Here is a 26125-nt window from a genome sequence, read left to right as displayed (position 1 = left end):
CACGTCAAAAGCAGAAGGCGAAGATCTATTGGAACTTCAACGGTACTTTCCTGAGCGGATCACCGTCTTTATGGGGCAATCCGGTGCTGGAAAGTCGACATTGCTGAATCGGATCGTCCCAGAATTGGCATTGGAAACAGGAGTGATCTCAGAATCTCTCGGACGGGGGAAACATACGACCCGTCATGTGGAGCTCTTACCGATTTGTGATGGATTGGTTGCCGATACACCAGGATTTAGCTCGATCGACTTTTTGGAAATCGAAGCGGTGGAGTTACCCAAACTATTTCCTGACTTTTTAGCGGTAGCTGCCAACTGTCGTTTTAGGGAATGTAGGCACCTTAATGAACCTGATTGTGCAGTTAAGCAGGGGGTTGCAGCAAATGAGATTGCCGAGACTCGTTATAAGAATTACGTGCAATTTTTAGAAGAGATTGAAAACCGACGTCCGGTTTATAAAAAGAAGAAAAAGTGAGGGAAAAGCATGATAAAACTAGCACCATCTATTTTAAGTGCCGATTTTGTAAATCTTCAAAGAGACATTGAGCTGGTAGAGCGCCATGGCGCAGATTATATTCACGTAGACGTGATGGACGGTCATTTCGTCCCTAATATTACCTTAGGCCCAAACATCGTTAAAGCGATTCGCCCAGTTACCAAACTGCCGTTGGATGTTCACCTAATGATCACCGAACCAGAAAAGTATATCCATGCCTTCGCAGAAGCTGGGGCAGATATCATTGGGATCCACGCGGAAGCAACACCTCATATCCATCGTGCGATTCAAATGATTGTGGCAGAAAATGTCAAAGCAGAAATCGTCATCAACCCAGGCACACCAGTATCAGCCATTGAACATGTTTTATCCATGTGTGATCAAGTGTTAGTCATGACGGTCAATCCAGGGTTTGGTGGGCAATCCTTTATTGAAGAATCACTAGAAAAAATTGCGGTACTGGCTGCTTTAAAAGAAGAAAAAGGCTACCATTATGATATCGAGGTAGATGGCGGGATCGTTCCTGAGACAGCCAAACGTTGCCTGGAAGCAGGTGCAAATGTCTTCGTAGCAGGAAGCTATATTTACGATGCCGATGAACCTGCAGCACAAATCAGAGCCTTGAAAGAAGCTTTGCAATAAATGAAGATTTTGTTAGCAGCAGGGGGGCGCCCTGAAAATTGGCCACCGCTGATGACGTATGACAAATACATTGGGATTGATCGCGGGGCACTGTTTTTGCTTCAGCACCAACGGCCAGTCGATCTAGCGATTGGTGATTTCGACTCTTTGACCGCAGGCGAACTGCAAGCAGTCAAACAACAAGTCAACACAGTGATCCAAGCTCCTGCTGAAAAAGATGATACAGATACCCAATTGGCATTGGTGGAGACGTTGCGTCGCTATCCAGAAGCGCAAATCGACTTGATTGGTGCAACAGGAGGACGTCTCGACCATCTTTTAGCCAATCTATGGCTGCCTTTAGAAGATCGGTTTCGTCCATTTGCCCCAAATCTGCGTTTTTTAGATCGTCAAAATGTCGTTCAGTTCTTTTTACCAGGCACCTATCAATTGGAAAAAGAACCCGAGATGCAGTATTTGGCGTATTGCTGTTTGACGCCGGTAACAGATTTGACGTTGACAGGTAGCAAGTATTTATTAGAAAACGTCCAAGTGCCGTACCCAACTTCTTATGCCAGCAATGAATTTCTGACACAAACAGCAGGTTTTTCCTTTAGCAGCGGGATGATAGCAGTCATTCAAAGTTGTGATTAAGAGACGGAACGTCTCTTTTTTTTGTTGAAAATTTCAGAAACTTAATTACAAAAAAAACATTAAGACGGTCAACTTAGCTTTTGTTTGCAGGGTATTAATGGTAAAATTGGAACTACAGTTTGGAATTATTTGAGGTGTCTTTGTGAAAAAGTTTAATCCTAATAAAAATATTATCATCACATTGATTATTGTGATTTTAGTTGTCACCGTATTAAGCGTGACGATCGCCCGCAGAGCTGCGGGAAACTCCACCAATGTTGTGCAATCAACGGTCAATGACTCCGTTGGCTTTATCGATAAAGTGATTACGGCGCCTTTTCGTTGGATCGAAAATGGTGCGAATTCAGTCAAAAACTTGTTTGTGACGTATGAAGAAAATGAACGTTTAAAAGAGAAATTGGACAGTTTTGATGAATTGGAACAAGCGAAGGACAATGCGCAAAGAGAAATCGATGCCTTGAAAGAAGAGCTAGAGCTGAATGCGACCTTGACGAATTATGAACGGATCTCCGCCAATGTCATCAATCGGTCACCTGATACTTGGCAAGATATGCTGATCGTGGATCGAGGCTCAAGAGACGGCGTTGAGGTCAACATGGCGGTCATGTCGCAAAAAGGCTTGATCGGTCGTGTGGTAGAAGTCAATGCGGCTTCTTCTAAAATTGAACTTTTGACTTCTGAAAACCAGAATTCAAACCACTATCCAGTTCGGATCAGCGGCGAAGATGGGTCAAACTTTGGGATTCTAAGTAGTTACGATCAAAAAGAACGTTCCTTGGTCATTACCCAGTTGACAGGGGACAATGAGCTGAAGGAAGGCGATGTCGTGCAGACCTCTGGATTAGGAGGAAACTCGCCTGCCGACTTAGCGATTGGAACAGTGATCCGTACCACCAAAGATGAGTTTGGTCTTGATACCCAAGTATTTGTAAAACCGTATGCCCAAATGTATGATATTCAAGCAGTAACGATTATCAAACGCTTGGCAGGTGAGGAATAGCCATGAAAAAGCATGACTACATCAAATACCTGGCAGCGGGCGTCTTCTTTTTGATGATGTTGGCAGATGGACAGCTGACGCGTTTTTTAGAAAAATGGACCCAAGACAATTATATCGCCAGTGCGCATCTTTTATTGATTGCCCTTTTGTGTGGCGCAAAGTATTTGCCGAAAAACTTTTTGATCACCACGGCGCTTGTGATCGGCTGCCTTTATGACGTGTATTATGTCGGTGTGATCGGCATCTACACGGTGGCGTTTCCCTTGATCGTATGGATCATGTATATTTTGAAAAATACGCTTTATCAAAATGTATTTACCATGTTTTTCGGAATGATCATCTTTGTTACAAGCTTAGAAGTTGTGACGTTGGGCGTCCAGTTGCTATTTAAGATCGCATCAGTTAGCACGTCATTCTTTGTTTCCCGCTTTTTAGCACCAACGCTTTTATTGAACATCATTTTGTTTATCCTTTTAGTCGTTCCATTCATGAAGCTATTCAAAGACGAATAGCTTCATTTTTTTTGCGTTTGACTGTATAAAAATAACAGCGATTGAAATGTTTTTGTAATATTCCTTTTATCTCTCTGACATACGGCTGTGTTACAATCACACTATCGTGAAGGACTTTAGGTATTCTTAAGCATTTATACATAAAAAAACCATATTAGGGGAAGCAACAGCCGGAGGAATGAAGAGTGAAAAAGCGAATTTTATCTTTATTGTTAGTAAGTTCAATTGTTCTTACTTCTGCAGCAGCACCGACACTTGTCTTTGCGTCAGATTTTGACAATAAAATTGAAGAAAAAAATAAAGAGATCTCTGACTTGCAAAACCAGCAAGCGAGCATCCAGTCACAAGTAGCAGCACTTGAAAGCGACGTGGCAGCAATCAATGAAAAAGCCCAAACTTTGTTGCAACAACAAGGTGATTTGCGTGCGGATTCTGAAAAGTTGAAGCAAGAAATTGCTGATTTGAAAGTCAGAATCGAAAAGCGTGAAGAAGCGATCCAAAAACAAGCCCGTGACGTTCAAGTCAATGGTCAAAGCACGAACTTTATTGATGCAGTATTAGAAGCTGACTCTTTAACAGATGCTATTGGCCGTGTGCAAGCAATGACGACGATCGTCAATGCTAACAAAGATCTTGTGGATCAACAAAAGGCAGACCAAGAAGCAGTTGAAGCGAAGAAAGCAGAAAACGACGATAAATTGGCAGAAATCGCAGCGAACCAATTTGAGCTAGAAACACAATTAGGGGATCTACAAGCCAAACAAGCCGATTTAAATGTTTTACAAGCGGAATTGGCTGTTCAACAAGCATCTAAAGAAGATGAAAAAGCTGATTTAGAAAAACAAAAAGAAGAATACGAAGCAGAACAAGCACGCATCGCTGCAGAAGAAGCGGCGGCAGCAGCCGCTCGTGAACAAGCGGCTCAAGAAGCGGCAGCAGCTGAAGCAGCTACTCAGGAAGCAGCATCAAGCGAGTCTTCAACGTCGAATTCAACGACATCAGACTCAACAACAAATTCTAGTTCTACGACTGATACTACGCAAGGCAGTTCATCACAAGGTGGCGGTTCAACAAATACGACACCATCGACTCCTGCCAACAATAACAATAGCAATAACAACCAAGGATCGAACAATAGCGGCAATGGTGCAAGCAATACTCCTGCACCCGCACAAACGGTCAACGGTTCAGCAATCGTAGCAGAAGCAATGAAATACATTGGTACTCCTTATGTATGGGGTGGTACGACACCAGACGGCTTTGACTGTTCTGGTTTTACACAATATGTATTTGCTAAAGTTGGGATCTCATTACCACGGGTAACTTACGCACAAGAATTTTCTGGTACGGTGATCTCGATCAATGAAGCAAAAGCTGGTGACTTGTTATTCTGGGGTAGCCGCGGAAGCACACACCACGTGGCGATCGCTATGGGTAACGGACAATACGTTCATGCACCAACACCAGGTCAAAATGTTTCTGTTAGCAGTTACTCTTATTACTCACCAGATTTCGCGGTACGCGTAAACTAAATCAATTGAAGCTATTTCAAAAGCTGGCGTTTTACGTCAGCTTTTTTTGATTTCTGTTTTAAAAAACGTATGCTTTTTTTGTTTTCAGTCTTGCCAGAACATCTTATAATAGAGAAGAGAAAGGAAGCGGATAAAATGAACAAGACCTCGTCTTCCAGAGAAAAAATGATAACGGTTAAGTTTTATACGAATTATCTTTCTCGCATGATGATGCCGAATTTAAGTATTTTTATTGCGTGGATGCTGATTTCATTCCTGCTGCCTTTTTTCTCAGTCGATCAACAAGTGATCCAGCAAATGGAACAAGGGGTCTTGACTGTGCTGCTGCCCCTCATGATCGCCTATACAGGTGGGCAAATGTTGGCGCCTGAACGAGGAGGGGTCGTAGGAGCAGTGGCGGTCTTAGGGGCTATTCTGGCAACGGATATTCCCCAGGTCTTTGGGGCGATGCTGCTGGGACCGCTAGCGGGCTGGCTATTGTACCGCAGTGATTCGATCGTGAGCAGAGTCAAAAGTGGCTATGAGATGCTGGTGCGCAATTTTATTGCAGGTGCGTATGGCGGACTCCTTTTTTTAGGCAGTTACTTCCTATTGGCGCCGCTTTTTAATTGGTTCAGTCTCGGCAGCTATCAGCTGGTTGATTATTTTGTTCAGCAAAACGTCTTGCCCTTTATTCATATCATTGTAGAACCATTGAAGGTTTTGTTCTTTAATAATATTGTCAACCATGGTCTATTTACACCGCTAGGGATCGAAGCAGCGGCACTCAATGGTCAGTCGGTTTTATTTTTGATCGAGGCCAACCCCGGTCCAGGCTTAGGGGTCTTAGCGGCGTATCTTTTTTTTGGTTCAAAGCGAAACCGAACGAATGCCGCAGCATCTGTTTTTGTGCAGGCTATTGGTGGGATTCATGAAGTGTATTTCCCGTTTGTTCTGCTCGATCCTTGGGTGTTGCTCGGTCCGATCGTTGGTGGTTTCAGTGGCACGCTGATCTTCCAATTTTTAGGGGTAGGCTTAAGAGCACCGGCGTCTCCGGGCTCGATCTTAGCGATTTTACTCAATACACCGCCGTCTATGATCCTAGGTGTCTTAGCTGGGATTGTCGTCAGTACGGTCGTATCGTTTGCAATCGCTAGTGTGCTGTTAAAACGGAAGACCAATACAGAAAATGAGGAGCGTAAGATGCCGAAAATGAAGAAAGTCACGGAGATCGTCGTGGCCTGTGACGCAGGGATGGGGTCCAGTGCGATTGGTGCCAGCATACTAAAAAAACAATTACAAGAAGCCCAGCTAACGTTTCCTGTCCGCTATCAATCGATTTATCGTGTGATCGATGATCCCGCGCTTTTGGTGATCACCCAACGGGAATTAGCAGCTATTGCCCAAAAGCAGACACCACACGCACAGCATTATGTGTTAGATAATTTTTTGGCGGCAGATGAGTATGCCCCGCTGATTAAAGAATTACAAAGAAGAGAACAGGATCCGCAAAAATCGCTGCAAACCGAGGCAGCAAGTTCGCTAGGATTTTCAACGATCATCTTTTTGTATACTGGAAAAAAACGCGGTTCACAAACGATGGCAGTGGAGATATTAAGAAAAATGGCCCGCCAACAAGCGCTGTCTTTGACCATCAAAAAAATGGCGTATGAAGGACAAGCTCTTGACCCTACGGCAATCTATATCCTCCCGAAAGAACTTGCAGAAAAGTGCCTGATCCCAGATGTTCCTTTGCTGGTGGTGGATGATTTATTGACGACAGATGCGTATCGTCAGTTACTGACAGAAGGAGTCGACTATGTTTTTGACCAATCGTGAAACACTTTTATTAACGGAATTGATGAATAGTACCGGTCCAGTTTCTTTAGATCGCATGATGCAAGTCTTAAAAGTCAGTAAACGAACGGTGTACCGTGAACTGGCTAATTTAGAAAAATCGCTGGAAACAGTAGGAGCTACCTTAGAGAAGGTCGGTCGTGGTCATTTCCAAATTTTTGCATCAGAAACGAGCATTCGCCAATTGCAAGAAGCCATTATGGCAGATACCGATCAAGAATTCGCGGCTAGTGAGCGACAACATCGTATTTTGCTGCAACTGACTACCGCCACGAAGCCTGTATCTAGTCATTTCTTCTTGGATCGCTACCAAATCAGCAATACGACGTTTTTTTCAGATATCAAACAGCTAGAAGAAAGTCTCGCACGGCTGCCGTTAAGGATCGTGCGCAATCAAGGGTATGAGATCGAAGGCTCCGAAAAATATCGGCGGTTGATCACAGCCAATACACTAGTGATGGAGATCAATGAGTACCAATTTTTCCATTTACTGGAAACCGATGATGAAGCCCCGTTTATTTTTCAATTTCTGTCCCGTGACCATCTATTGCTAGCCCAGCGGCTGATTCGAGAAACCATCGAGCCGCAGTTCAAGGAACTTAGTGACCGCAAATTGGCGTTTATCGTCTTGATGCTGGCGCTAGCCATGGATCGGGTAGCTTTGGGCTACACGGTGGAAGAAGAGACGTACCCGAGTCAGATCAACAAAGACTTGCTGAAGGTGGCGAAAAAGATTTTTGCTCAGATCGCCGAAAAGACGAAACTGCTTTATTCCATCAACGAAATCGTCTTTTTTGCCGTGTTACTAGGTGATTTTGCTAATTCCTTTGATCGTGATTTTTTTGATGACAATTTTGATACCGACTTGGCTTATCGTGTAAAACGCTTGATCGAATTGGTCAGTGAGCAAACGGAAGTGGCGTTTTATGAAGATACGAACTTGTATAAAATGCTGCTGACCCATATCTCAGGAGTGATGACGCGGGCGATTTTAGAAGAAGATCATTTGAACAACCCTATCCTAGAAAAAATCATGAACCAGTATGTCGAGATCGCCAGCGGGATTCGTAATCATCTGCCGCAGGTCTTTCCGCAGCAGCAGTTCTCGGAAGAAGAAATCGCCTATATGGTCCTGCATTTTGCCAATTCGTTGGAAAAAAATCCGAAAGTGTTAGAAGTCAATATTGCAGGGATCTCTCCTAGCGGATTAGCCTCCATCAGTTTATTAGAGATGCAGCTGCGGAAACATTTTCCCTTTATCAATCAAATCACCTTCTTTCGAGTGGGGGATGTCAAACGGGAAAATATCGAGGAGACCTATGACTTGGTGATCTCGACTTCCTTGCTGCCAGGGTATCAAGGAGAGTACAAACTCGTTTCACCGATCCTGCTAGAAGAAGACATTCAAGAGTTGAAGAAGGCCTTCCAAGCCATTAGTCAGAAAAAACGTTCCGCAAAAAAAGCACCCTCTGCTTTGGTCAAAGAGGAATCCTATGAAGCGGTCTTGGCTTTTATCGAAGCCATTAACCAGCTATTGGCGCTGTTTCAAGTGCAAGCCATTGATAACCCAGCGGACTTGGAAGAAACGTTGCAGCTGGTGCTGACGTCTTTTGATGAACATGTTGTTTTGGATCGTGAGAAAGTCGTTGATCGTCTCTTACGGCGCTACTTCCAAGCGCCAGTGGGCATTCCTGACACTCACTTTGCCTTGTTTCACGCGGCGAGCTCGGCGATCCTGCAACCAGTTTTTCGTATTTTCGACTTGAAACAGCCTTTGCCCCTTTTAGCGATGGATAAAAAAGAAATCGCTGTTACCCGTTTATTAGTCATGCTGGCGCCGTATCCTATCAATGAAACAAGCTCTCAGATGTTAGGAAAAATCAGTGGTTCGATCATTATGAATGATCTAAATACGGAGATTTTTAATTCGGGCAATGATTCGATTATTTATCAGTTGCTCTCTTCGCTCTTGATTGAAGAAGTAAAACAATAGGAGGGATCAGCGATGTATATTCCACAGGAGCGGATTTTGTTGGATCAACACTTTACCGATGCCACAGAGGCTCTGACAAAAATTGGCGAGTACTTAGTCAACCAGGAGATCGTTTCCTTGCCCTATGTCAAAAGCCTTTTGCGTCGCCATCAAAAAGCAGGTGTTTACATCGGCAACTTTGTGGCATTGCCCCATGCGGAAGAAGAAGCCCAGCAATGGATCAAGGAAGAAGGACTCTTTTTGATCCAAGTGCCTGATGGCGTTGACTTCGGCACGAAGGAGCAGCCCAAAATCGCTACGATCCTTTTCGTAGTCGTCCTAAAAGAGCAGCAATTAGCTGTTTTGCAAGAAATCGCCTTTTTTTGTTCTGATATGCAGAATGTTCGGGCGCTTAGTGATGCCGAATCGGTTGAAGAGATCCAACAGATTTTGCTGGCAGAAGAATAAGCGATCAGCAGCAGGCTGGCTTGCAACAAGAGCAGCGAACGAAATAAATGAATGAGCTGCCTCCGTGTACTTGCTCTTTCTACCTTGTGTAGAAGGAGTGAGTACACGTTTTTTTTTTTGCGTTTTGGCAAAATCCAAAAAAATGCTCCACGTGAAACATAACAAAAATAAGCGAGTGCAGGGGCTGCTCGCCTTTTTTTGTTCTATCCGTTTGGCTACAAGTTTTGGCACAGTTTTTTGTGCCAAAGTACGACTTTCGAGCTTTTTGGGAAGCGCCTACAATAAGGGTGTAAGCAGACGAGAGGAGAGAAAAAAATGGAACAGACACAAAAAGCAGCCAAATCATCAGTCAAAGCAAAAGTTCAAAAATTAGGCAGTACGTTGTCGAGTATGGTGATGCCGAATATCGGCGCATTGATTGCATGGGGTGTATTAACGGCATTATTTATTCCAGATGGGTATTTACCAAATGAAGCCTTTGCAACGATGGTCGGTCCAATGCTAACGTATTTGATCCCAATCTTGATCGGGTATACTGGCGGGAAAGTGATTGCTGGTGACCGCGGAGCCGTGGTTGGGGCGATCGCAACGATGGGGGTCATCGTCGGAACGGATATCCCAATGCTATTGGGTGCAATGATCATGGGTCCTTTAGGCGGTTGGGTCATCAAGAAATTTGACGAGATCTTCCAAGACAAAGTTCGCGCTGGCTTTGAAATGTTGGTCAACAACTTTTCATCAGGTTTGATCGGTTTTGCTTTAGCATTACTGGGCTTTGTAGCAATCGGGCCAGTTGTTAACACCTTGACAGAAGCAATGGCAGCAGGGGTCGAAGTGATCGTCAATGCCCACTTGATTCCATTAGCCAATATCTTTATTGAACCAGCAAAAATCTTATTCTTAAACAATGCTATCAACCATGGAATTTTGACACCATTAGGTACTGAGCAAGTCAGCGAATTTGGGAAATCGATCCTTTACTTATTAGAAGCCAATCCTGGACCTGGTTTAGGAGTCTTGCTAGCCTTCACTTTCTTCGGAAAAGGAGCAGCGAAATCTTCGGCACCTGGAGCGATCATCATTCACTTTATCGGTGGGATCCATGAGATCTACTTCCCATACGTCATGATGAAACCATTGATGTTCTTAGCAGTGATTGCCGGCGGTGTATCAGGAAGCTTTACCTTCCAATTACTAGGTGCAGGCTTACGGGCACCTGCTTCACCAGGTTCGATCATTGCGATCTTAGCAATGACGCCATTCAACTCAGTGATGAGTGTCGTTTCTGTCTTAGCCGGAATTGCCGTAGGAGCAGGCGTGTCCTTTATCGTCGCTGCCGCGATCTTGAAAGCGGATGCGAAGGATACGGTGGATAATTTTGAAGAAAAAGTACAACAAACGCAAGCAGCTAAACTCAGCTCAAAAGGCTTGGCGGCTCAACCAATTACTGGCATCAATCGTATCATCTTCGCATGTGATGCAGGCATGGGCTCCAGTGCTATGGGGGCATCGATCTTACGTAAAAAAGTCAAAGAAGCGGGTCTTCCACAAAATGTCTCGAATTCCGCCATCAACAATTTGACGGACGATGCCAATACGCTGATCGTCACTCAAGAAGAATTGCAAGAACGTGCCAAACAAAAAGCGCCAAATGCGACCTTTGTCGCGGTTGAAAATTTCCTGAACTCTCCACGGTACGATGAAATCGTAGCCACATTGTCAGGGACTAAGACAGCGGGGGAGACAGCAAAAAAGTCTGAAGCAGGCAACCAGATAGATGTTCCTTCCGCCAATGACCTTAAGCAAGTCAGTGAAATCATTTTGGCCCACGATGATCGCAAAGGTTCGGCAACGATGGCACAGAAAGTTTTCCAAGATCTTTTAGCCAAAGAAGCTCTGACGATGCCAATCAGAAAAAGCCATATCAATGATCTCCATGCCAACGCCTCTTCACTGGTGATCACAAAAGAAGCCCTAACGCCGCAAGCGCAAACGTCAGCGCCAGAAGCGATCCACCTATCTGTCAATAATTTGATGGGAACGACGAACTATCAACGGATCGTAGCATCGATCAAAGCAGCGAATTAAGAAAGGATGAGCCGAATGCAAGTATTAGAAAAAGACATGATTGAATTGAACAAACAATTTGCGACCAAAGAAGAAGCCATTCGTTACTGCGGCGAAAAATTGCTGGCGGCAGGCTGTGTGGAAAAAGAATACGTCGAAGCCATGCTTGAGCGTGACGAGATGCTCTCAGTCTATATGGGGAACTTTATTGCGATTCCTCACGGCACGGATGAAGCCAAAAAATACGTCAAAAAATCTGGTATCTGTATCGTGCAAGTACCTGATGGCGTGAATTTCGGTACCGCGGACGAAGAAAAAATCGTCACCGTCCTTTTCGGCATCGCGGGCAAAGGGGAAGATCACCTGCAATTGGTCCAACAAATCGCCCTCTTTTGCAGCGATATCGATAACGTTGTCGAATTGGCGGATGCCTTAGATAAAGAAGAAATCGCCCAAAGTTTGACCGTAGCATAAGGATTTAAGGAGGAGACAAGACATGAAGGCAGTTCACTTTGGTGCAGGTAATATTGGTCGCGGCTTTATCGGCGAGATATTGGCTGCCAACAACTTTGAAATCACATTTATTGATGTCAATGAAACGATCATTGACGCCTTAAAAGCAAGACAAGGGTACACGATCGAATTAGCCGATGAGACCCAAGAACAGATCCACATCGAGCATGTGACGGGATTGAACAATGCCAAAGAACCAGAAGCGGTGATCCAAGCGATCGCCGAGGCAGACATCCTTACGACTGCCATTGGTCCCAACATTTTGCCGCATATCGCTGAGCTGATCGCCAAAGGCTTAGAAGCACGTCAACAATACCCAGACAAGCCAGCCATTGATGTGATCGCCTGTGAGAACATGATCGGCGGATCGACCTTTTTAAAAAGCGAAGTGAAAAAATACGTTGCGGATTGGTCCGCGTTAGAAGCGACGGTTGGTTTTCCAGATGCAGCGGTGGACCGCATCGTACCGCTGCAACACCATGAAGATCCCTTATTCGTTCAAGTAGAACCTTTTTGCGAATGGGTGATCCAAGAGTCAGGGATGAAATCCTCGATCCATCTGCAAGGGGTCCATTATGTGGCGGACCTGGAACCGTACATTGAACGGAAATTATTCAGTGTCAATACGGGTCATGCTACGGTAGCGTACACAGGCGCCCTCCAAGGCTATCAGACGATCGATGAAGCGATGCAGGACCATTTAGTGGTTATCCAATTAAAATCCGTTCTCGAAGAAACTGGGCGGCTTTTAATTGAGAAGTGGGCTTTTGATCCTGAAGAACATGAACGGTATATCGAAAAAATCATCCAACGCTTTAAAAACAAACACATTTCCGATGCTATCACACGGGTGGCACGGACACCTGTCCGCAAATTAGGAACCGAAGAACGCTTTATCCGACCAGTCCTTGAGTTAGAAAAACGCAACATGCAGCCAGATCATCTCTATGAAACGATTGGCATGATCTTCAACTACAAAGACCCTGAAGATGAGCAAAGCCAACAATTGCAAGCACTTTTGGATGAAAAATCACTACCGGAAGTCATTGCGGAAATCACTGGCTTACAAGATGAAGACATGATTGAAACGATCCGACAAAACATTGAAAAATATGCGTATGTTGCCGCATAAAAACGAGTAACACACAGAACAAGCAGATAAATTGCCGCATCCGTAAAAGCGAGCCCAACAAGCGAGCTTTTGCGGATGTGGCAATTTCTTTCAACGCTTGTTCTGTGTTTTTTTGCTCACCGATTGACCTTTGCTGCTAACTTGACGATAATAAGAAAAGAAATGAGGGAGAGCGATGGAACGATGGTTTGAAGAAGCCCAGCTTCAAGTAATTGAGTTGCCGATCGAATGGCAGGAAAACCGCCCCGTCTATCGGGCCTTTATCCGTGAATTGCCGACGATCCAAGCAGAAGGAACTTCGCGGCAAGCTGTTTATCGGCAGTTGGCAGAAGCCTATGCGGCTTACCTTGCCCAACTTCGAGAGGCCAATGAGACACAGGAAGAAATGACGTCTTCCTTATTATCGACGGAAGAATTATTGCGCTACTATGATGGCGAGACTTTCGATGGTTTTGAGCTGCCCTCTGACGAGTAACGGGGAAAGAGCCATTCACTGAAAACTGAAAAGCTACGCAAGAAAAAACCGCTCAGCTGCAGCTCGATCGATACGAAGGATCGAACGCTGCAACTGGCGGCTTTTTTCTCTAAGAAACCAAGTCTTATTCGTGGTTAGTTCAATGCCTCGGTAATGGCTTGATTGAAGGCATCTAGGTCATCTGGGTTTCGGCTGGTGATCAACCGATAGGTTTCGTCGATCACGACGGGCTCATCTTTGACGGTGGCACCTGCGTAGGCTAAATCTGGTCGCACAGAATCATAAGCCGTCAAGGTCAAATCTTTTGTCAGTCCTGTTTGGATAAACAGTTGTGGGCCGTGGCAAATGGCAAAGACGGGACGATCAGATGTCAAAAAGTCTTTCGTCAATGACACATAGCGCTCATCGGTCCGTAATTGGTCAGGGGAGAAACCGCCTGGGATCAACAAAGCATCAAAACTTGCAGGATCGATCGTATCGATGGTCGCATCGACGGTAAATGTTCCACCTTGTTTGCCTTCGACGGTCTCGGCGCCTTCATTACTAATAACGACTACTTCGTGTCCAGCCGCTTCCAGTGCTTCTTTTGGTGACGTCAACTCAACATCTTCAACTAGATCAGTGACAATAACAGCAACTTTACTCATTCGATCTCCTCCTTATTACTTGATGAACAATTTGTTCACCTGCTATTATTTATGCTAACGAAGATTTTCGCTGTTGACAAATCATCTGTTTGTCCGCAGCTTGAAAAAGAAAGAAGGCAACGCCATGGCAACGATCCAACTATTTATCTCTGATACCCCCCTTTGCTTTGAAAAAGCGGAATTCACTTTTATGGAAGAAACATTTGTCATCGAGAAACAGCAATTATTTGAAAAAGTTGATGCCGTGATGCATCAGGAGGTATCCTCGGCCTTGGTTTCATTGGTAGAAAAAGCCCTTTTGACGCTAGAAGCGATCGGGGAAGAAGAGGATTATTTCGACCTGCTTTATTTGACCTATGAGAATACCCGCCATTCCCTCAGCGGACAGCAATTACTCGCGCAGCCGTTTCCAGCTGTAGAAGCAGCCTTGCAGCCAGTCTTTGATGAGTTGGCAGAACCGATCGTAGAAAAGTTTTATGAGGAGCTGACCAATCAGCTAGAAGAAGTCGCAGATGATGAACTGTTTAGTTCTTATTATCTGGATGAGGAAGAAGCGGTGATCCAAATCGATGCCCCGATCCAACATGAAGAAGTGATCGCCTTGCCCGCCCTTTTACGGGATTACCATGGCACGTTGCGATTGACCTTTGAAAAGTTTTATGAATACCTTGTGTAGCGGCGGCAACTGCCGTCGTTGTTTTTTTGTGAAAACAGTTACATGTTTAGTTTTTTTTAAATCCTGCGACAGAAGCCTCTGGAATCTTGACCCTTTTGTCAGAAACGATTATAAAGGTAAGAAGAGGCTGAAGGAACCGAGGCTGCCAATGGGCAACATCGGGTAAGAAAAGGATGAGAATCATGCGAAAAGTCCCGCCTATTTTAAAACCAATTGCACTTTTAACGATATCAACGATCATTGCCACTGCCACCGGCGTGGTGAATTCAGGCAGCTACCGCCAACCAAGTCGTGCGACGGAAACGACAGAGACGACAGAAACGACCGAACAAGTACCAAGTGAAAGCACACCCTCTTCGATGACTGAAGACAGTCAAAATCAGACACCTGCTAGCACGGACTCACAACCGACGAACGATGACCAGCAGACAACACCGTCATCCAGCAGTGAACCAGCAACACCAGCAACGACTCCGTCTTCTTCGGTGCCTGCAGAAACGACGCCATCAAGCGATGCCAATGTTTCACCAGCACCATCGGAAAACAATCAGGAAACACCTTCTTCAAGTGAAGAGACCACGCCAGATCCACAAGGGATCATGGATGAGAATCAAGGAAATGAGTAGGTGAGAAAATGACGCTTATTTTAGATTTAATCAACGGCATCCATAAATTTTTGGGCTATCTCGATATCAGTCCTAAATATTTGAACCGTGCCTATACCATCCTCAGTATCATTCCAACGGCGTATATTTTGCGGATCGTCTACGGGATGTTTGCGAACCAAAACTATTTTCAAGCGATCCTTTATACGGTCGGCTTTTTGGTCTTAGTCTACTTCTGGGTACTGAATATCTTCTATTATTTCTTAAACAAAAATATGAAGTTCGATGTCACTCAGGCCTTTGTCAAAGTTTTACCAGACGAAGTCTTCAATATTGAAGGAGAAACCATCAGCACCACCGACATTGATCGTTTGACGACTGAAAAAGCGGTGATCCATTTTGAAGAAGACTATCAGCTGGTATTGGCGAATCATTTGCAGACCTTGATCGCTCAAGAAGAATTGGCGATCAAACCGTCATCCAACGGCTTTACGATCCCGAAAAACACCTTGTATCCTTACTATTTTGTCAAACAGCAAGGGGAAAATGAGTACGCATTGCAGATCGGTACTAGCTACACGGAGATGACGAAAGTCGGCACGATCCAATGGACAGGCAAACAGCCCTTAGAACCAGTGGGCTTATTTATCACTGGCGGTGATTTTGTCAAAAATGATGTAAAATACCATGAACCATACAGTTTGAAATTGTACGTCAAAAAAGAGATTTCTGAAGAAGAACCACAGACCTCAAGACAGGCGTATCGACGACAAGCACGCAAATAAGAAAAGGCAGTTCCCCCAGAGCGTTCTCTGAAGGGACTGCCTTTTTGGTATCTCGGTTATTCGATCGGGATATTTTTTGCGGGTGCATCTTTGTAGCTGGCTTTTGGTAACGTCAGGGTCAAAACGCCGTCTTCAAACACTGCTTTAATGGACTCGTCATCAATGTCTGTGATGGTGAAGGTCCGTTGATAGGCACTGCTAGAGCGTTCTTTGCGCAAATAATGTCCGAAATCCTCCTCGGTTTCCGTGGTCTCTGTTTGAGCCGCTGAAATCGTCAGCGTGTTGTTGACGTAACTGACGCGGATGTTTTCTTTCTTGATGCCGGGTAAATCTGCTTGAACGAGATACTTGTCTTCGTACTCTTTAATGTCCGTATTCATTTGCCGTTCTTGCCAAAAACTGTTCATTAATTTGCCTAATAGTTCTTCGCCGCCTGCGAAATCTCTTGGAATCAAATTTGCCATGTGGTTCCCCCGCTTTCTTTTATCTATTGAGTTGGTACTTCTATTTTACGAGGAACCAAGCCAAAGGGCAACCAAAATGGCAACAATCATAAAAACAAGAGAAATCACTCAACTATCTTATAAGAATCTGCTATGATAGAACTAAATAACTATCAGATGATTGGATGAATGAAGATGGAGATTATTGAAAAAGCGCCAGCTAAGATCAACCTCGGTCTCGATGTGTTAGAGAAAAGAACAGACGGCTACCATGAGTTGGAAATGGTGATGTCTAGTGTTGATCTAGCCGACCGTCTGATAATGGAAGAGATAGCAGAAGATAAGATCATTATAGAAACCAACAAAGCCTTTTTGCCGATCGACAAACGCAATAATGTCTATCAAGCCGCCAGTATCTTAAAAAAACGCTACGGCATAAAAAAAGGCATCCGTATCCGCATCACCAAGAATATCCCGGTGGCAGCTGGGTTAGGTGGGGGCAGTACGGATTGTGCGGCAGCGCTGCGGGGGATGGTTCGCCTCTGGCATTTAGACCTTTCCATGGCAGAGCTGATCGATATTGGTATGGAAGTCGGCACCGATGTTCCCTATTGTCTTTATGGGACCACTTCCCACATTGCAGGAAAAGGGGAGCTGGTGACGCCGCTGCGGCCGATGCCGCAATGTTGGGTCATCTTGGTTAAACCTCGTTTGAGTGTTTCAACGGGGAAAATCTTTCAAGAAGTTGAGCTAGACCAACTGCACCATCCAGATATCGCGGCATTGTCGGCCGCCGTCTTAGCCGAAGATTATCCAGCAATGATCGCTGCCATGGGCAATAGCCTAGAAGCCATCACGATCCCGAAGTATCCGATCGTCCAACAGATCAAAGATCGCATGATGAAATATGGTGCCGATGTTGCCTTGATGACCGGCAGCGGACCGACTGTCTTTGCTCTTTGTCAAAAATATTCGCGGGCACAGCGGGTCTATAATGCCTTAAAAGGATTCTGCGATGAGGTTTATCTTGTACGTACATTGAAATGAATGAGTCAAGGACACAGGCTGAATTCGCCTGTGTTTTTTTGTATGCCTTCTATTTCAATAGTAAAGAAAAAGGCAGCTGAAGTGGGGAAGGAAGCATCTAGAAGCTGCCCTACAAAAAAAGTCCCCGACGAAAATAAGGCGGCGGGGTCTGATTCTTTACGTAAAGCAAAGGCTATTCTTTTTGGTGCTGCTTCTTTGCGGATTTTTTCTTTTTGTCTTCTTCATACAATGGTTTGTCGATCGTTTTGCGGATTTCTTCGGTTTGCTGCGATGCAGGATCTTCTGGTAAGACGATTCGAGTCAACAAGTCGCTGTTGTTTACAGTTGGCGGCACAGTTACAAATTCGTTCATCTTCGTTTCCTCCAAGTGCTTTTAGGTTATTATCCTACATACTCTCTAATTTTTCAAGCTGGTACAGCAGGGGCGCATGGCGAATGGTGTAAAATATGGCTAAGTTCCTGAGAGAAGAATCCGCTTCAAATGAACGTTTTCTCCTATGTTTTCCGATTTATCTCGAAATAAAAGTTTTAAATCGTAAAACGTACGATTTGTCTTGACGAACCGGAAATCATTTGATAGAGTAACTTTTGCTAACAAAACGGAGTTGTTCCGTTTTAAAATAAAAAGAAGAGCCAGCAAATGGAAGGGGAAATCCCGATGAAAAAAATCTTACTTACTACAGCACTCCTTTTAGGGGGCGTGCTTCTTGGCGCTTGTGGGCAGCAAGAAGCGACAAGCCAATCGAGTGACACCGAGAAGCTGTCGATCGTCACGACGTTTTATCCAATGTACGAATTTACGAAAGAAGTCGTAGGCGACGCAGCAGAGGTCTCCTTGTTGATCCCTGCAGGAACCGAACCCCATGACTATGAGCCAAGTGCCAAAGATATGACCAAAATCATGGATGCAGATGCCTTTGTCTACAATAGTCCTGAGCTAGAAACTTGGGTCGCTAGTTTGACGGATTCCGTCGATCCTGAGCAAACAGCCGTGATCGAAGCGGCCAAAAACATTCAGTTGGTGGAAGGCACAGAGGAGGAAGATCATGACGCGCATGATCACGAAAGCGAAGACAGCCATGAAGGCCATGATCATACGTACGATCCTCATGTTTGGACCGACCCAGTCTTAGCGATCCAAGAAGTAGAAACGATCCGCGATGACTTGATTGCGAAGTTTCCTGAGCAAAAGGCAACTTTCACGGAAAATGCAGCTGCCTATATCGAAAAGCTTTCTGCTTTAGATGAAGCCTACCAAGCGGCGTTAAAGGATGCGACCCAACGAACCTTCGTTACGCAGCACGCAGCCTTTGGCTATTTGGCACGGCAGTATGATTTAGTCGAAGAATCGATTTCGGGCATTTCACCCGATCAAGAACCAACGCCAAGTCGGTTGGCTGAGCTGAAAGAATATGTAGAAGAAAAACAAGTCAAAGTTATCTATTTTGAAGAAAACGCGTCATCGAAGGTGGCTGAGACCTTAGCGTCTGAAACAGGAGTGGAGCTGGCGGTCTTGAATCCATTAGAAAGCTTGACGCAAGAGCAGATGGATAACGGCGAAACATACCTGTCTGTAATGGAAGACAATTTGGCAGCATTACAAAAAAGTATTCACTAAGGAGGCGCCTGCGTGCGTTATATCGATGTAAAAGATTTGACCTTTTATTATGATGATGAACCCGTCCTGGAAGACATTTCCTACTTTGTCGAAGACGGCGAATTCGTGATTTTGACTGGCGAAAATGGGGCGGCAAAATCTACTTTGATCAAAGCAACCCTTGGTTTGTTGAAACCTTCTAAAGGAGCAGTCACCTTGGCGACCAAAAATGCTGCTGGTGAAAAATTAAGCATCGGCTACATTCCTCAGCAGATTGCTTCCTTTAACGTCGGGTTCCCCAGCACCGTTTTGGAATTGGTCCAATCGGGCCGCTACCCAAGAGATCGCTGGTTCAAGCGCTTGACGAAACGAGACCATGAACATGTCCGCCGTGCATTAGATGCCGTCGGGATGTGGGACGTGCGTCATAAACGGATCGGCGAGTTGTCCGGTGGCCAAAAGCAGCGGATCAGCTTGGCACGGGTCTTTGCCACGGACCCTGATTTATTTATTTTAGATGAACCGACTACGGGGATGGATGAACAATCCCGCAATCTGTTTTATGAACTGCTGCGGCACAATGCTCATGACCACGGCAAGTCGATTTTGATGATCACCCATGATCATGAAGATATCAAAGAATACGAGGACCGTCAGATCCGTTTAGTGCGGAAGGAGGATTCACCATGGCGTTGCTTTCATATGAATTCATGAGAAGAGCTTTTCTTGCGGCGATTTTTATTGCTGGTATCGCACCGATGCTGGGGGTCTTTCTAGTGATTCGGCGACAGTCATTGATGGCTGATACGCTGTCCCATGTCTCTTTAGCAGGGGTGGCACTAGGCTTCTTTCTAAATCTAAATCCGAGTTTGACGACGCTATTGATCGTAGTCATTGCCGCAATCATTTTGGAATACTTGCGAACACTGTACCGCAGTTATTCAGAGATCTCGATCGCCATTTTGATGTCCGGCGGCTTAGCGTTAGCCCTCGTCTTGATGAACCTTAGCGGGGGGAACTCCGCAACGAGTATCCAATCGTATTTGTTTGGGTCGATCGTTACGATCACACAAGAACAAGTCTGGATCTTAGGCTTTTTGTTTTTAGTCGTTTTTGCTTTATTCTTCTTATTCAAACGGCCCATGTACATTTTGACCTTTGATGAAGATACCGCCCATGTCGATGGCTTGCCTGTGCGAGTGATGTCGATGCTCTTTAATGTCTTGACGGGGGTGGCAATCGCCATGATGATCCCGATTGCGGGTGCATTGTTGATCTCTGCGATCATGGTTTTACCAGCTGCCATCAGTATGCGTTTAGGCAAGAGCTTCAATGCCGTGATTTTGATCAGTGTCGTGATCGGCATGATTGGGATGATGTCTGGTTTGACCAGTTCCTTTTATTTGGACACACCACCGGGAGCGACGATCACGCTGGTTTTTATCGCTCTTTTCTTAGTGATCAATTTGATCAAACGCATCGTGATCCTCGTGCAACGAAAACAACGCCTAAAATAAAGGGCTTTATGAAAAAGAAACGAAGAATTTTCGTTTCTTTTTTTTAAACTCTAATCAAAACCGAACAATATAAGCAATATTTTAGATAATGCTCGCATTTATCCCGAAAAAGCCTTATAATAAGGCGAATAAACTAAAGGAGTTGTCCGGTGTGAAAATACGTCGAAGTGAACGACTGATCGATATGACACATTACTTGTTGAATCATCCCCATGAATTGATTTCATTGTCCTTCTTTTCTAAACGATATGCCTCTGCAAAATCATCGATTAGCGAAGATTTATCTATTATCAAAAAGACCTTTAAAGAACGAGGAACAGGCATTCTTGATACCGTGCCAGGCGCTGCTGGCGGTGTTTTTTTTGTGCCTGAAATTTCTGAAGAAGAAGCGTATGCGTACGTCGAAGGGCTGGCAGAACGCTTGTCTGAGCAAGACCGTTTGTTGCCTGGCGGCTATGTTTATCTATCTGACTTATTAGGCGAACCGGAATTGCTGCGCCAAGTCGGCCGCATCATCGCTTCCAAATATTTAGGCGAACAAATCGATGCGGTGATGACCGTTGCTACTAAAGGAGTGCCGATCGCTCAAGCAGTCTCTTACTACTTGAATGTTCCCTTCGTGATCGTGCGTCGTGATTCCAAGATCACTGAAGGCTCGACCGTGAGTGTCAATTATGTCTCTGGTTCTTCAGAGCGCATCGAAAAAATGGAATTATCCAAGCGCAGCTTAAAGCGCGGCTCTAGAGTATTGGTGGTCGATGACTTTATGAAAGGCGGCGGCACGGTCAATGGGATGAAGAGCTTGATTGAAGAATTTGAAGCCGAATTAGTCGGTATTACGGTTTTTGCCGAAACGAAATTCAAAGGCAAGCGGGCCATCAGCGATTACAGTTCTCTGCTGTATGTTGAAGATGTCGATACCCAGACCAAAACGATCTCGGTAGTACCGGGAAATTACTTTGAGAAAAAAGCCTGATTTTTTGTGGCTCTTAGACTGGCGCAAGCAGCTGTTTTTTAAACGGCGGCCGCCAGTCTTTTTTTTGATTGGTCTAGGTGGGAATTCCTTAAATCGTTGAAATTTACAAGTACTTGGGCTAAACTGTTTATAGGAAATTCAATGAACAAAAATCGTTCAGATTGATAGGAGTGGAATACGTGGACGCACGTTTTGCAATAATTTTAGCGGCTGGAAAAGGCACGCGCATGAAATCGAAGTTATATAAAGTGTTACATCCTGTTTGTGGCAAACCAATGGTGGAGCACATCATGAATCGAGTGGTGGAAACCAATCCTGAAGAGATCGTGACGATCGTCGGTCACGGGGCAGAAATGGTCAAAGAGCAACTGGGGGATCGCACCAACTATGCCTTACAAGCCGAACAATTGGGTACTGGCCATGCTGTCGTTCAAGCCGAATCGTTTTTAAAAGGCAAAAAAGGGACGACCTTAGTGATCAGTGGGGATACACCGTTATTGACGACGGAAACCTTGAATAACTTGTTCGATTACCACCAAGGGAAAAATGCGTCGGCGACAATCTTAACGGCGCAAGCGGCAGACCCAACAGGCTATGGCCGAATCGTGCGGGATCGTGTCGGTATCGTGGAGAAAATCGTTGAGCAAAAAGATGCGTCGATCGAAGAAGCGCTGATCCAAGAAATCAATACAGGGACGTATTGCTTCGATAATGAATTGTTATTTGACGCCTTGGCAAAATTAGATACGGACAATGCCCAAGGGGAGTACTACTTGACTGATATCATCGAGATCTTAAAGGAAGACGGCAAAATCATCGCTGCTTATCAAACCGAAGATTTTCATGAATCATTAGGAGTCAATGACCGCATCGCCTTAGCCGAAGCCAATCGCTTGATGCGTCAGCGGATCAATCGTCAGCACATGCAAAATGGCGTGACCTTGATCGATCCGGCAACGACTTATATCGACGAAGGTGTTGTGATCGGCTCAGATACTCTGATCGAAGCCGGTGTCACCATCAAAGGGAAGACGACGATCGGAGAAGACTGTGTCATTACGGCAGCTTCTGAAATAGAAGACAGCAAGATCGGCAACCAAGTGACGATCAAGGCATCGACGATCGAGGAGAGCATCATTCATGATGGCGCCGATGTCGGTCCCAATGCCCATCTTCGTCCCCATGCGGAAATTTTGGCCCATGCCCATATCGGGAACTTTGTGGAGGTCAAAAATGCGACGATTGGTGAAGGCACCAAAGTCGGACACTTGTCTTATGTTGGCGATGCGACCTTAGGCAAAAACATCAATGTCGGTTGCGGCGTAGTCTTTGTTAATTATGACGGCAAGAGCAAATTCAAAACGACTGTCGGCGACAATTGCTTTATCGGCTCTGGCTCCAATCTAGTTGCGCCATTGACCATCGAAGAGGAAACGATGATCGCTGCTGGCTCAACGATCACCAAAGATATTCCTAAACACAGTATGGCGATTGCCCGCGCCCGTCAGGAAAATAAAGCGGATTACGCGAAAAAGTTGCCTTATCTAAATTAGAAATAGCGAAATGACTTGATTTCTTAAGGAAAAATGACTACTATTTATTAGGAAGAAGATTCTAGTAAAAGGAGTCATTTTTTTCTAGATGAACGCAAAGAAAGTGGAGGTTCTCATGTCAAATCATTATTTTGATCCAAGATTGAAGATTTTTTCTCTGAACTCAAATCGTCCTTTGGCGGAAAAAATCGCAGCTGCAGTAGGTGTTGAATTAGGTAAGTGTTCAGTCAAACAATTTAGCGATGGTGAAATCCAAGTGAATATTGAAGAAAGTATTCGTGGTGCCCACGTCTACGTGATTCAATCAACCAGCAGCCCTGTAAACGATAACTTAATGGAATTGCTGATCATGATCGATGCTTTGAAGCGCGCCAGTGCGAAGACGATCAATGTAGTAATGCCTTATTATGGTTATGCAAGACAAGACCGCAAAGCGCGATCAAGAGAACCAATCACCGCAAAACTTGTAGCAAACATGATCGAAAAAGCCGGTGCGAACCGCATGGTTACACTGGATTTGCATGCCTCACAGATTCAAGGGTTCTTTGATATCCCAGTTGACCACTTGATGGGTGCACCATTGATCGCCAACTATTTCTTGGAAAGAGGCATTCAAGGCGATGACGTCGTCGTCGTTTCACCAGACCACGGGGGCGTGACTCGTGCCCGTAAATTAGCTGAGTTTCTTAAGTCACCAATCGCGATCATCGACAAACGTCGTCCGAAAGCCAACGTAGCGGAAGTCATGAATATCATTGGTCATGTTGAAGGCAAAACTTGTGTCTTGATCGACGATATGATCGATACTGCTGGTACCATCACATTGGCTGCGAATGCGTTGAAACAAGCAGGTGCTAAAAGTGTTTACGCCTCATGTACCCACCCTGTCTTGTCAGGACCTGCCTTGGAACGGATCGAAGATTCTGCCATTGAGCATCTAGTTGTGACAGATTCGATTCACTTGCCAGAAGACCGCAAGTCGAAAAAAATCGATGAGATCAGTGTCGGTGCCTTGATGGGCGAAGCGATCAAACGAATCCATGAGAACAAACCAGTCAGTCCACTGTTTGAATCAAAATTATCAATTTAATCGTGTCTCATAAGCATGAGAACAACAGCCAATGGTCGGTCTTTAGCCGCTCATTGGCTGTTTTTTTCTGAGGAGTTTCAGGATGTTTTTAGAAAAAACGATCGCAGTCATGTTTCTTTTCACCAATTTATGGTATTCTTGAAAGTGACTTGCGAAATGCAAGCAAAAAATAAAATAGAATCTAATCACAAAGGGGAGTCTGCAAAGGCTGAGAATGAGAGTACTCTAAACCCTTCGTACCTGTTTCGATCATGCGAACGTAGGAATTGTGACGAGTTGAAGTGTCCAACACTTCTCCTTTGTGAATTGTGATGATTCTAAAGGAGGAGTTTTTTTTGAAACGAAAAATGTCGCTGCAGGTCTGGACGGAAGGAACGATGATCGCTGCGATTGGGGTCGTCTTGTCGTATATCCCGATCCAGACAGCCAATTCCAGTATCGACTTGTCTCTAGGTCTCGTGCCCTTGGTCTTGTATTCGTATCGTCGCGGAGTGCTGCCGGGAATGACGGCTGGATTTATGTGGGGCTTGCTGAATATTTTGATTGGTAGCGCCATGCGTAACTTTATCACCGTTCCACAGATCATCTTTGAATACCCCTTTGCCTTTGCTTTTGGCGGGATGGGCGGCTTGTTTGCTAATAAAATCCAGCAAGCGATCCGTCAAAACAGCAAAACCGTTACGTGGTATGTCGTCTTAGGGGGCATCGTGGCGGTGATCAGCCGTTGGTTTTGGCATTATTGGGCTGGGGTCTTTGTCTGGGGAATGTACGCACCGCCAGGACAAAGTCCGTATCTGTATTCCTTGATCTTTAATGGATCATCGGTCATTATCAATATCGTTTATGTAGGGGTCGTCCTAGGACTCTTAGTCAAGGCAGCCCCGAAATTATTTGTCCCGAAAGCTTAGTTTTAGAAATGGAACCATCAAAAAATGTCTTGAGGCTCTTTGAGAAAGAGAAGCATCAAGACATTTTTTTGTCGATAAAGCCAAACGCTAGATCTTCTTGGTCGATTTCCAACGACCAGCTTTTTTTGCTGGCTGAATAGCGTAAAACAGCGATTTGATCCAGCTCTTTTTGATTGACCAGCGTGTTTTTTAAGCCAGCATCTTCTGACAGATAGATCGGGATCGTATAGGTTCTGTCGATCAATTGTTCTTGTGTCAGACAAAAGACGATGCCTTCTTGCATGATTCCCCGCAATTCTTTCAGCAAATTAAAATCGAGCTTTTCCACCGGTGTTGCTTTTTTAAAAAAGGAGAGGCGATCATTGATTTTTTCTAAGACGATGCGGGTGATCCGATCCGCCAAGATCCGATAATATTCATCTAAATAGCGATAATAAACGCGGGAACGTGCATCTTTTAAGTCAAAGAAAACAAAGTTATTTTGCAGTTTGTAAAAGAAAGGGGAGTGGAGGTGTGTCTTCATGTGGCCAAAATATAACAACTCGGAGATCTCTAAAGGCGTCAATTCTTTGACCATCTCGTAATCATTAAAATCGATCCACTTCATTTCTTCGGCAACACGACCTTTGTTGATCTGCTGAAAAAACAGTTGGACGTCTTCCATTCCGCGTATCACTTTTAAGCCCGTATGACCGTCGAATTCGCCGAAATCACTGGAAGGATCAAGCAAGAGCAAATTCTTGGGCTGATGGACGATGCTCTTGTTAAAATCTTGGGGGGCAAGCCCGCGGGTCAAGACGGCATTGCTGGTTGTATCAATATGTACGTAAATCGTGTTAGACATGCCGATCGATCCCTCCTATATACTAAGTTCATTCTACAACAAAGCGCTGAAAATTGCTTGTATCTTTTCGTTTAAAGTTATATTACAAAATAACAGAAAAAACAATTTTTAAGTTCCCTTTTTCGACAAAAAAAGGCAAATCTTGTCTTTTCGTAAAAA

28 protein-coding genes and 1 riboswitch (1 of these 29 cut by a window edge) are annotated in these 26125 nt (G+C 44.7%); of the genes, 24 read left to right on the top strand and 4 right to left on the bottom strand.

Annotated features, from left to right (window positions below; all coding sequences use genetic code 11):
• From rsgA to ACTW1R_RS16445, 13 genes are all read left to right on the top strand, one after another.
• A protein-coding gene (gene rsgA, locus ACTW1R_RS16505; RefSeq protein ID WP_060791853.1) for a ribosome small subunit-dependent GTPase A crosses the window boundary here: on the top strand, positions 1-475 show its 3' portion. The gene continues 410 nt to the left of window position 1, outside the view; 475 of the gene's 885 nt are visible here — the last part of the coding sequence; its start codon lies beyond the left edge, outside the window; its stop codon occupies positions 473-475.
• A 9-nt stretch (positions 476-484) separates the two neighbouring features.
• Positions 485-1138 (top strand): ribulose-phosphate 3-epimerase, encoded by a 654-nt coding sequence (gene rpe / locus ACTW1R_RS16500; RefSeq protein ID WP_489927361.1) that lies wholly within the window; start codon positions 485-487, stop codon positions 1136-1138.
• Positions 1139-1771: a thiamine diphosphokinase gene (locus ACTW1R_RS16495; protein WP_005230235.1), complete on the top strand. Its 633-nt coding sequence runs from the start codon at positions 1139-1141 to the stop codon at positions 1769-1771.
• 142 nt (positions 1772-1913) lie between these two features.
• Positions 1914-2771: a rod shape-determining protein MreC gene (gene mreC / locus ACTW1R_RS16490; protein ID WP_034869542.1), complete on the top strand. Its 858-nt coding sequence runs from the start codon at positions 1914-1916 to the stop codon at positions 2769-2771.
• Between the two features lie 2 nt (positions 2772-2773).
• Positions 2774-3283 carry a rod shape-determining protein MreD gene (gene mreD / locus ACTW1R_RS16485; RefSeq protein ID WP_005230239.1) on the top strand — a complete coding sequence of 170 codons (510 nt, stop codon included), beginning with the start codon at positions 2774-2776 and terminating at the stop codon, positions 3281-3283.
• Between the two features lie 185 nt (positions 3284-3468).
• Entirely contained in the window at positions 3469-4815 is a 1347-nt protein-coding gene (locus ACTW1R_RS16480; protein WP_489927360.1) for a C40 family peptidase, read from the top strand.
• 69 nt (positions 4816-4884) lie between these two features.
• Positions 4885-6633, top strand: a complete 1749-nt coding sequence (locus ACTW1R_RS16475) for a PTS sugar transporter subunit IIBC family protein (protein WP_311903522.1) — start codon at positions 4885-4887, stop codon at positions 6631-6633.
• On the top strand, positions 6614-8644 hold the full coding sequence (locus ACTW1R_RS16470) for a BglG family transcription antiterminator (RefSeq protein ID WP_005230244.1): 2031 nt from the start codon (positions 6614-6616) through the stop codon (positions 8642-8644). Before ACTW1R_RS16475 ends, ACTW1R_RS16470 begins: the two co-directional genes overlap by 20 nt.
• Positions 8645-8656: 12 nt before the next feature.
• On the top strand, positions 8657-9091 hold the full coding sequence (locus ACTW1R_RS16465; protein ID WP_016608323.1) for a PTS mannitol transporter subunit IIA: 435 nt from the start codon (positions 8657-8659) through the stop codon (positions 9089-9091).
• Between the two features lie 315 nt (positions 9092-9406).
• Positions 9407-11179, top strand: coding sequence for a PTS mannitol transporter subunit IIBC (locus tag ACTW1R_RS16460; protein WP_087626671.1), 1773 nt, complete (start codon positions 9407-9409; stop codon positions 11177-11179).
• Between the two features lie 15 nt (positions 11180-11194).
• Positions 11195-11632: a PTS mannitol transporter subunit IIA gene (locus tag ACTW1R_RS16455; protein ID WP_005230254.1), complete on the top strand. Its 438-nt coding sequence runs from the start codon at positions 11195-11197 to the stop codon at positions 11630-11632.
• 22 nt (positions 11633-11654) lie between these two features.
• Complete coding sequence (locus ACTW1R_RS16450; RefSeq protein WP_142965360.1) at positions 11655-12803, top strand: mannitol-1-phosphate 5-dehydrogenase; 1149 nt, start codon at positions 11655-11657, stop codon at positions 12801-12803.
• 175 nt (positions 12804-12978) lie between these two features.
• The gene (locus tag ACTW1R_RS16445; RefSeq protein WP_015510628.1) at positions 12979-13278 is read left to right on the top strand and encodes a hypothetical protein; all 300 of its coding nucleotides are present in this window, start codon (positions 12979-12981) and stop codon (positions 13276-13278) included.
• A gap of 134 nt (positions 13279-13412) precedes the next feature.
• Here ACTW1R_RS16445 and ACTW1R_RS16440 read toward each other — a convergent pair whose 3' ends face one another.
• On the bottom strand, positions 13413-13925 hold the full coding sequence (locus ACTW1R_RS16440) for a type 1 glutamine amidotransferase domain-containing protein (RefSeq protein ID WP_010748853.1): 513 nt from the start codon (positions 13923-13925) through the stop codon (positions 13413-13415).
• 124 nt (positions 13926-14049) lie between these two features.
• On the opposite strand from ACTW1R_RS16440, the gene ACTW1R_RS16435 reads away from it, so the two are divergent.
• The 3 genes from ACTW1R_RS16435 to ACTW1R_RS16425 all read left to right on the top strand — a co-directional run bounded on the left by ACTW1R_RS16435 (position 14050) and on the right by ACTW1R_RS16425 (position 15991).
• On the top strand, positions 14050-14601 hold the full coding sequence (locus tag ACTW1R_RS16435; protein ID WP_081117075.1) for a hypothetical protein: 552 nt from the start codon (positions 14050-14052) through the stop codon (positions 14599-14601).
• A 182-nt stretch (positions 14602-14783) separates the two neighbouring features.
• On the top strand, positions 14784-15227 hold the full coding sequence (locus ACTW1R_RS16430) for a hypothetical protein (protein ID WP_074934244.1): 444 nt from the start codon (positions 14784-14786) through the stop codon (positions 15225-15227).
• A gap of 8 nt (positions 15228-15235) precedes the next feature.
• On the top strand, positions 15236-15991 hold the full coding sequence (locus tag ACTW1R_RS16425) for a DUF6681 family protein (RefSeq protein WP_060791862.1): 756 nt from the start codon (positions 15236-15238) through the stop codon (positions 15989-15991).
• A 56-nt stretch (positions 15992-16047) separates the two neighbouring features.
• Here ACTW1R_RS16425 and ACTW1R_RS16420 read toward each other — a convergent pair whose 3' ends face one another.
• On the bottom strand, positions 16048-16455 hold the full coding sequence (locus ACTW1R_RS16420) for an Hsp20/alpha crystallin family protein (RefSeq protein WP_005230267.1): 408 nt from the start codon (positions 16453-16455) through the stop codon (positions 16048-16050).
• A 174-nt stretch (positions 16456-16629) separates the two neighbouring features.
• Here ACTW1R_RS16420 and ispE point away from each other — a divergent pair, with 174 nt between their 5' ends.
• Positions 16630-17481, top strand: a complete 852-nt coding sequence (gene ispE / locus ACTW1R_RS16415) for a 4-(cytidine 5'-diphospho)-2-C-methyl-D-erythritol kinase (RefSeq protein WP_034858541.1) — start codon at positions 16630-16632, stop codon at positions 17479-17481.
• Between the two features lie 172 nt (positions 17482-17653).
• Here the strand turns inward: ispE and ACTW1R_RS16410 are convergent, their stop codons facing one another.
• Positions 17654-17833, bottom strand: coding sequence for a hypothetical protein (locus ACTW1R_RS16410; protein WP_005230269.1), 180 nt, complete (start codon positions 17831-17833; stop codon positions 17654-17656).
• 306 nt (positions 17834-18139) lie between these two features.
• Between ACTW1R_RS16410 and ACTW1R_RS16405 the strand changes: the two genes are divergently transcribed.
• The 7 genes from ACTW1R_RS16405 to thiT all read left to right on the top strand — a co-directional run bounded on the left by ACTW1R_RS16405 (position 18140) and on the right by thiT (position 25122).
• Positions 18140-19099, top strand: a complete 960-nt coding sequence (locus ACTW1R_RS16405; RefSeq protein ID WP_034696266.1) for a metal ABC transporter substrate-binding protein — start codon at positions 18140-18142, stop codon at positions 19097-19099.
• A gap of 12 nt (positions 19100-19111) precedes the next feature.
• Complete coding sequence (locus tag ACTW1R_RS16400) at positions 19112-19792, top strand: metal ABC transporter ATP-binding protein (protein ID WP_489927359.1); 681 nt, start codon at positions 19112-19114, stop codon at positions 19790-19792.
• Entirely contained in the window at positions 19765-20595 is an 831-nt protein-coding gene (locus ACTW1R_RS16395) for a metal ABC transporter permease (RefSeq protein ID WP_005230272.1), read from the top strand. Before ACTW1R_RS16400 ends, ACTW1R_RS16395 begins: the two co-directional genes overlap by 28 nt.
• Positions 20596-20746: 151 nt before the next feature.
• Complete coding sequence (gene purR / locus ACTW1R_RS16390) at positions 20747-21571, top strand: pur operon repressor (RefSeq protein WP_005230273.1); 825 nt, start codon at positions 20747-20749, stop codon at positions 21569-21571.
• A 179-nt stretch (positions 21572-21750) separates the two neighbouring features.
• Positions 21751-23124: a bifunctional UDP-N-acetylglucosamine diphosphorylase/glucosamine-1-phosphate N-acetyltransferase GlmU gene (glmU, locus tag ACTW1R_RS16385; RefSeq protein ID WP_005230274.1), complete on the top strand. Its 1374-nt coding sequence runs from the start codon at positions 21751-21753 to the stop codon at positions 23122-23124.
• Positions 23125-23239: 115 nt separating this feature from the next.
• Positions 23240-24214 carry a ribose-phosphate diphosphokinase gene (locus ACTW1R_RS16380; RefSeq protein ID WP_005230276.1) on the top strand — a complete coding sequence of 325 codons (975 nt, stop codon included), beginning with the start codon at positions 23240-23242 and terminating at the stop codon, positions 24212-24214.
• A 181-nt stretch (positions 24215-24395) separates the two neighbouring features.
• Positions 24396-24497, top strand: a riboswitch (TPP riboswitch).
• Between the two features lie 52 nt (positions 24498-24549).
• On the top strand, positions 24550-25122 hold the full coding sequence (thiT, locus tag ACTW1R_RS16375) for an energy-coupled thiamine transporter ThiT (protein WP_015510621.1): 573 nt from the start codon (positions 24550-24552) through the stop codon (positions 25120-25122).
• 55 nt (positions 25123-25177) lie between these two features.
• Here thiT and ACTW1R_RS16370 read toward each other — a convergent pair whose 3' ends face one another.
• Positions 25178-25966, bottom strand: coding sequence for a hypothetical protein (locus ACTW1R_RS16370; RefSeq protein ID WP_005230281.1), 789 nt, complete (start codon positions 25964-25966; stop codon positions 25178-25180).
• Positions 25967-26125 lie beyond the last annotated feature (159 nt).

The sequence above is a fragment of the Enterococcus sp. R12 genome, assembly GCF_058135755.1.
Note: the sequence above shows the minus strand (reverse complement) of the source record. Positions and strands in the feature narration are given on the sequence as shown.